Genomic DNA, 4,525 nt, shown 5'->3' on the forward strand with positions numbered 1-4,525 from the left:
TCCGGCAATAGCTGAGCCCATGCCACAACCCGGTGCGGTAAGCGTCATCTTAACACTGACTTTATGCCGGCCATCCGGTTGCGCTTCCAGCTGCATGTCGTAAACCAGACCCAGATCCACGATGTTGACAGGTATCTCAGGGTCGTAACAGGTCTTCAACGTGTCCCAGACCATTTTTTCCAGCGTTTCCTGGCTGAGCGGTCCCTCACCAGACACAGTCTCCACTTCTGCGTTCGGTCTCTGCAAGCCGAGCGCATCGGCGTCTTTGCCGGAAATCCGGTACAAACCTCCCGACGCATGCACCGTGTAGGTCCCGCCGAGCGTTTGTGTGATATCCACGGGTGTTCCGGCCGGCAGCGTGGTAGAGTGGCCGGCCGGAATCTGGACCGCTTCGCAATCACGGGTCAATTCCACCGAGGTCACGTTTTGCATGAGAACAGTCTAGCTCAAAACGCGGGATGGAAAAGCAGGAAAAGCTTTTCCCGGTCCTGAATTTTCAACTTAAATTCATCCCATGCGAGACCGGGTGTGGCAACGGGCGATCGAAACCAGCGCGGACCCGCCGCGGGCGAAGCATGGCTTTGAACGGCTCAAGGACACCCGGGCTGCAGCCGAATTGAAAAAGGCATCACCCGAACAGGCGCGGATTCTCGCCGCCTTGTTCAGCGGCTCGGAGGTCCTGGGTGAATCGTTGCTCAAGCACCCGGAGTGGCTTCCTCAAGCGCTCGACGCGAAGCTGCTGCTTTGCCCCCGGCAGGACCGGGGCTTGCGGCGCGAAGTAAACGCCTGGCTGAAACCATTCCTCGACTCCCGCGATCATTCCGCCGCCCTCGCCGCGTTGCGCCTTTTCAAACAGCGTGAAATGCTCCGCATCGCCGCGCGCGACCTTGCCCGGCTGGGTGACGTCACGGAAATCACGCTGGAGATTTCCGACGTGGCTGACATCTGCCTGGATGTCGTCCATCAGATCTGTCGTCGGGAATTCGCCGGACGCTTCGGCGAGCCCTATCACCTCGACGCCGGTGAACGCTGGCGACCAACGGAATTTTGTGTTCTCGGCATGGGCAAGCTTGGCGGCCGGGAGCTGAACTACAGTTCCGATGTCGATTTGATTTTTGTGTACACAGAGGAAGGCCACGTTTTCAAGGAACCGCCGACGAGCGCGCAACAGATCGGCAAAGGCCTGACCAATCATCAGTTTTTCAAGCGGCTTATCGAAGCGTTCGTCGCCGAGGTCACTCGCCTGACGACGGAAGGCGCCCTGTTCCGCATCGACCTGCGCCTGCGTCCCGAAGGCGATGCCGGGCCCCTCGCCCGCTCGCTCGACGGCTACGAGAATTATTATTCGCAATGGGGCCAGACGTGGGAGCGCATGATGCTCATCAAAGCGCGCCGGGTGGCCGGTGATGAATCGCTCGCCTCGGAATTCCTGGAAACAGTCCAGCCTTTCCGCTACCCGCGCGCCCTCGGCGAACGCGTCTTGCGCGAGATCTCAGACACCAAACAGCGCATCGAGAACGAGATTGTCAAGGCGGGGGAAATTGACCGCAACGTGAAACTCGGGCGCGGCGGCATCCGCGAAATCGAGTTTGTCGCCCAGGCTCTGCAATTGTTGAATGCCGGGCGCATTCCGTTTCTGCAAAATCCACAGACACTGCCGACACTTGAAAAACTCGTGCAATACCGTTTTTTGCCGGAAGCCGACGCCAGAAAGCTCGGCGAGGCCTATCGCTTTCTCCGCGACGTGGAGCACCGGTTGCAAATGGAAAACAATCTGCAAACGCATACGATCCCTTCCGAACGCCGGGCACGCCAGCGCCTCGCCGCGCTCATGGGGTTCGATTCGCTGCGCGCCTTTGAGTCCGCCCTGCGGGAACACACCCGCGGCGTGCGCGCGATTTTCGACGGGCTCCTCAAATCCGAACGGCCCGCGTTCGACCGCCGGTTGCCGCGCGATTTTGCCGGACATGCGGCTGAATGGAAAACACTTTTGAACGAACATTCGTTCAAAGACGTGGAGAAATCGTTTTCTCTGCTCGAGACATTCGCAGCCGGTCCGGGCTACGTTCACGTCTCGCCACGAACGACGGACCTTGCGATGCAGCTCGCGCAGAAATTATTCTCGCTTTGCCCGACGAAGGACTCCTCCGGCAACGTCGCTATGCCGAAGAACGCCTTGTCCGATCCCGACCGCGTGCTGGCGCGGCTGGACAGTTACATCACGGCATACGGCACGCGCGCGATGCTTTACGAAACCTGGACAAGCAATCCATCACTTTTCGAATTGCTGCTGCTGTTGTTCGACCGCTCCGAATTTCTTGCCGAAACCGCCATTCGCACGCCCGACCTGGTTGACGATCTGGAGGTGAGCGGGTTCCTTCGCCGCCGCAAGGCTGCGCCCGAAATCCTGGAAGACCTGCGCCACGGCCACGCCGACAAGGACCAGCGCCTCTGGCTGCGACGTTACCACCAGTCGGAATTGATGCGCATCGGACTGCGGGACATCCTCGGCCTGGCGGAGTTTGAGCTGAACCTGGCCGAGCTTTCCGCGCTCGCCGATGCCTGCCTGCAATACGCGTTGGAAGTCGTGTTGCGCAAAAACAAATTCAAGAGCGCGCCGTTCGCCATCATCGGCCTGGGAAAGCTGGGCGGCGCGGAACTCAACTATGGCTCTGATCTCGACATCATTTTCGTCGCCGATCCCAAAACGAAAAATCTTCCGGCATTGCAACGCCTCGCCGCCGAAATACTGGGTCTACTTTCCAGTCCCACCGAGCTCGGCGTCGCATTTCCCACCGACGCGCGGCTGCGACCTGATGGCGAGAAGGGGTTGCTCGTCAATACGCTCGATGCGTACGAGGCCTACTACCGCCGTCGCGCCATGCTCTGGGAAATTCAATGCCTCACACGCGCGCGGCCGATCGCCGGTGACACCAAAACCGGTGAACGATTCCAGAAACTGGCCGCCACCCTGACGAACTTCGGCCAGCCGGACCTGCCGTTGACGGCGTACCGGCCGGATTGGAAAAAGGAAATCTGCGGGATGCGGGCGCGCATCGAGAAGGAACGCACGCCGCCGGGCAAAGAAAGCCTGGCCATCAAGACCGGCGCCGGCGGCCTCGTTGACGCCGAGTTCATCGCGCAAACACTTTGCCTCGCGCACGGCTGGCAGGAACCCAATACCCTGCGCGCGCTCCAGTTTGCCCGCGAGAAAAACGCGCTGCCCGCCGCTGCCGCCGATTCACTCATCGAAAACTATCGCAAGCTCCTGCGCATCGAGGGCGTGTTGCGCCGCTGGAGTTTTGCAGGAGAAACGGTCCTGCCCGATGAACCCGAACCGCTGTATCGCGTGGCCGTTCGTTGTGGCTTTCCCGATGCCAGCGATTTTATGAACGCGGTCAACGAGTATCGGAAGGCGATACGCTCTGTTTACAACTCAGTGATGAGTTGAAGTAAATTTGCCACCGCGCCGACTCTCACGACTTTCTCCCAACCAATCGGAAGCCGAACAAACCTGCTACCCCCAGGCTGAACAAAGCAATGACGGACGGCTCCGGCACCACGATCCCTTCGCGGAACCAATAGTCACCAGTGTCCTGTAGCCCGTTGTTCCAGGCGTCACCACCGAGATAACTCGACGGATTCTTATAGCCAACATCGAGACTGCCCGTGGACAGAAGGACTGGCTCGAAGAAATAAAGTTGCCCCGGCGTCACCGAAACATTTGCTGGGAAATAGAACGTGCCGATTTGAGTGATGAGTCTGTTCAGCAAGACAACCGGTGTAGTGCTGCTGATAATTGGCCCATTATAGGCACCCTGTCGCAGATTCACTGCGAAAGTGACACCCGCTCCGTTGTTGTCTTGGAAGACAAATGTTTGGAATTGGACGAAGCCAACGGCGGAAAGCGACGGGGTGAAGGACTGGGCGTCCTGGTTGTCGGGAATCTGAGAGAATACTTGGATCATCTCACCGGTGGTCCCGCTGGCCTGGTCCCCGAGCAAGCCCTGTCCAAACAAAGCTGTTGTCGCCAGTCCTGCGAACGCAGAAATCGCAACAGCCCGGATTGATTTGGGCCGTTCTGGTTTCATACCTCCTTCACCTGATCGGATTTCTTCTCCGACACTTCAACGCGGCTCCGGCAAAACGCCTTGAATCAAGCGATCAGTTCCCTGACCACGTGACCGTGCACGTCCGTGAGTCGGAAATCTCGCCCGGCATGCCGGAAGGTGAGCTTCTCGTGATCGAACCCGAGCAGCGCCAGGATGGTCGCGTGGAGATCGTGGACGTGGACCGGTTTCTCGGCGGCCTGAAAACCGAACTCATCGGTCGCGCCATGGACGTAACCACCGCGCACACCGCCGCCCGCCATCCACATGGTGAACCCATAGTGATTATGGTCGCGGCCGTTGATCTTGCCCGCATTGGAGCCGGGCGTAGGCAGTTCAACGGTCGGGGTGCGGCCAAATTCACCACCCCAGACGACCAGCGTTTCCTCCAGCAGCCCGCGTTGTTTCAAATCGGT

Annotated in this window: 4 protein-coding genes; 1 reads left to right on the forward strand and 3 read right to left on the reverse strand. The window is 59.3% G+C overall.

Annotated elements, in window-relative coordinates:
* On the reverse strand, positions 1-432 hold a 432-nt coding region (locus tag VN887_07000), incomplete at its 3' end, for an iron-sulfur cluster assembly protein (GenBank protein HXT39754.1).
* Between the two features lie 82 nt (positions 433-514).
* Between VN887_07000 and glnE the strand changes: the two genes are divergently transcribed.
* Positions 515-3,451: a bifunctional [glutamate--ammonia ligase]-adenylyl-L-tyrosine phosphorylase/[glutamate--ammonia-ligase] adenylyltransferase gene (glnE, locus tag VN887_07005; GenBank protein HXT39755.1), complete on the forward strand. Its 2,937-nt coding sequence runs from the start codon at positions 515-517 to the stop codon at positions 3,449-3,451.
* 25 nt (positions 3,452-3,476) lie between these two features.
* Here the strand turns inward: glnE and VN887_07010 are convergent, their stop codons facing one another.
* Together VN887_07010 and VN887_07015 are read right to left on the reverse strand one after the other, a co-directional pair.
* Positions 3,477-4,091 (reverse strand): PEP-CTERM sorting domain-containing protein, encoded by a 615-nt coding sequence (locus VN887_07010; protein ID HXT39756.1) that lies wholly within the window; start codon positions 4,089-4,091, stop codon positions 3,477-3,479.
* 65 nt (positions 4,092-4,156) lie between these two features.
* Positions 4,157-4,525, reverse strand: a 369-nt coding sequence (locus VN887_07015; protein HXT39757.1) for a DUF1501 domain-containing protein, incomplete at its 5' end; no start/stop codon positions are given.

Origin of the sequence: Candidatus Angelobacter sp., from assembly GCA_035607015.1 — a bacterium.
Classification (GTDB): domain Bacteria; phylum Verrucomicrobiota; class Verrucomicrobiia; order Limisphaerales; family AV2; genus AV2.